This window comes from Brunnivagina elsteri CCALA 953 (assembly GCF_002289455.1).
Classification (GTDB): Bacteria; Cyanobacteriota; Cyanobacteriia; order Cyanobacteriales; family Nostocaceae; genus Brunnivagina; species Brunnivagina elsteri.
In genome coordinates this window covers 1-2759 of the sequence record NZ_NTFS01000603.1, presented here as the reverse complement: position 1 = coordinate 2759, position 2759 = coordinate 1, and the positions used below count along the sequence as shown (strand labels likewise).

Annotated in this window: 3 protein-coding genes; 1 reads left to right on the top strand and 2 read right to left on the bottom strand. The window is 39.3% G+C overall.

Annotated elements, in window-relative coordinates:
- On the top strand, positions 1 to 187 hold a 187-nt coding region (locus tag CK510_RS28935; protein WP_169927042.1), incomplete at its 5' end, for a Cfr10I/Bse634I family restriction endonuclease.
- 6 nt (positions 188 to 193) lie between these two features.
- On the opposite strand, the gene CK510_RS28930 is transcribed toward CK510_RS28935, so the two are convergent.
- Together CK510_RS28930 and CK510_RS28925 are read right to left on the bottom strand one after the other, a co-directional pair.
- Positions 194 to 1537 carry a DNA cytosine methyltransferase gene (locus CK510_RS28930; RefSeq protein WP_143289495.1) on the bottom strand — a complete coding sequence of 448 codons (1344 nt, stop codon included), beginning with the start codon at positions 1535 to 1537 and terminating at the stop codon, positions 194 to 196.
- A 108-nt stretch (positions 1538 to 1645) separates the two neighbouring features.
- Positions 1646 to 2759: DHHA1 domain-containing protein (locus CK510_RS28925; protein WP_245912490.1), on the bottom strand; the 1114-nt coding region annotated here is incomplete at its 5' end.

The following is a 2759-nucleotide window of genomic DNA, read 5'->3' as shown; positions in this document are numbered from 1 at the left end:
GTATTATGCTATATCTACTAAGGTCGGTGAAGCCGACCGAAAAGCTTTGAGAACAGTTGCAACTCATTCAATTGCCAATATTGATTCGCAACCTCAAGCAGCAGTTGATTCTGTTCATAGTGTTAATTCTCTAGCTGAAGCTATAGTTGTATTCGATGAAATTTTAAAGTCAAATTCTGTGTTTTAAAATTGCTTAAATTTGAACTTGGATTGCTCGACCTATTGCTTCAGCAAGTATGGGGGGAACTGCATTACCGATTTGCTTACCTGCGCTTACCAGCGTGACAACTTTGCCACCATTGGACTTAAATATCCAATCAGATGGAAAACCTTGAAATGAAGCTAATTCGATAGTATTAAATCCTCTATTTTCCAAGGGATGAATATATTTGCCTTTGGACGGATTATAAGCAGCCGTGCGAATCGTTGGTGCAGGTTTATCTAATTGTCCACGTCCAAAAGTATCATGTCCTTGATGCTTTCCTGTATTCCAACAATTTGGACGTAATGAAGATGGAAGGACTTTAAAATTCTGACCGGGACTAATATAAGACATTCTCTCTTTAACAACTGAAGAAATATTCATTAATCGACAATCTTCCCTTTGAGCCATATCAGGAGTAATACTTTTTAAAACATCTCCCATTGTTACCCAATATTCCGGCTCATATAATGGTGTGGGGAAAAGTCGATTAGCAAATGTAATCCATGATTCAGCATCTCGAAAATGAGTCGGTAGTGGGAAAGCTGGTTTATCTACACCTAAAATGCCTATTAAGAAAAAACGTTCGCGTTTTTGACCAACACCATAGTCAGCAGCATTTAATATTTTCCAAGAAAGACCATAACCTATCCCAGAAAACTGTTTTGTCATATACTCGACAACATCTAAATGCTTGTTTTGTGCAATACCTGCTACATTCTCAAATATAAATGACTTTGGTTTGATTTCTTTTACAATACGAACAAATTCAAGGAATAAATCTCCATTCATTGAATCATTACTTCCTTTTTTTTTCCCTATATTACTAAAAGGCTGACAAGGAATACCACCACAAATTAATGCAACTTCTTGATTTCGTAAGCCAGAAAATTCTAATATTTCCTCTGTACTTATTGTACGAATATCACCTGCAATACGTCCTGTTGAATCTTCAAATATTTTCCATTTTGGTCTATTATGCTTCAAGGTCGCTCGACAATCTGCGTCAATTTCTATACACACAGTATTTTCAAAACCAGCTTTCTCTAAACCAATATCAAATCCACCTGCTCCAGTAAATAAACTAATGACTTTTAAATTTTCTTTAGTCTCTCCATCCCTAGTACTTAGATAGCGAATACCTGTTGCTTCATCCTCATATACAGCAACGTCTCCTATACTAGCAAAGCTGAAAGGAAGCTTTTGTATAATAGGAATACCAGAAAGATTAATTGTATTTCTTTGTTTTCTAGCGTTTTCCTGAACTTGCATTGACTTTGTTAGATAAGAGATTACTTTAAATAATAATAATACAAAAGAAGGTAAATTAAGCAATCTGCCAATCTACCTTCAAAACTTTCTCAAAATTTAAAAGTGAACAAAATAATCTGGAGTATTGCGTGAAGAATATCTACTTGGTAACTTCTCTTCGCACCACAAGAACTAACCCAACCCAGAAATCAAATCATTCTTAGCTTGCGCGATCGCATCCCCCAACTTATTACTATCTCTTCCCCCTGCTTGGGCTATATTGGGTTTTCCACCACCTCCCCCTCCGCAGATTTTCGCGATCGCACCAATAAATTTACCTGCTTGTAGTCCTTTTTTGTTGACATCCGTACCGAATGCTGCAACCAAAGTAACTTTTCCTGCTTCGGGTACTGAACCGAGAACTACGGCAGCATTTGTACCGAGTTTTTGCTGTAATCTTTCCCCTGCGGTTTGTAGTGATGCTGCATCAACGTTATCAATTCTGGCAACAAGTATCTTAAATTCCCCTACGGTTTCCGCATTTGCTAACAAACTATCGGATTTTGCGATCGCAAGTTCTCCTTTCAAATTCCCAGCTTCTTTTTGCAGGTTTTTGACTTCGTTTTGCAATCCGGTAATGCGATCGCTGATTTCTTCGGGTTTGACTTTAAAGCGATCGCTCAAATCCTTAACGACTTTATCCCGAACATTTAAGTAGTCTAAAATTGCGCTACCGGAAACCGCTTCTATCCGACGCACTCCTGAGGAAATCCCAGCTTCGGAAATAATTTTAAATACGCCAATCTCCGCAGTATTACTTACGTGGGTTCCTCCACATAATTCCATTGAAACCCCTACAAAATCAATCACACGGACTTCACTCCCGTATTTTTCCCCAAACATGGCGGTAGCGCCTTTTGCTTTGGCATCACTAAGCGATAAAACTTCAATTTTGGCGGGATGGGCTTCGGAAATCCAGGTATTTACCAGTTCTTCGACTTGCTGAACTTCTTCGGAAGTCAATGCACGGGGACAGTTGAAGTCGAACCGCAATCGGTCGAAATTTACCAACGAACCAGCTTGAGAAATCCCCTCATCGACGATTTTCTTCAGTGCTGCTTGTAATAGGTGCGTTGCGGTGTGGTTTGCTTGGGCACGACGACGACAAGCGCGATCAATTTGAGCGGTTACAGTATCTCCTACTCGGATTGTACCCCGTTCGACGCGACCAAAATGCACGAAAAAGTCGGATTCTTTTTTTACATCATCAATGCGGATGACAATACCATCCCCCGATATATAACCC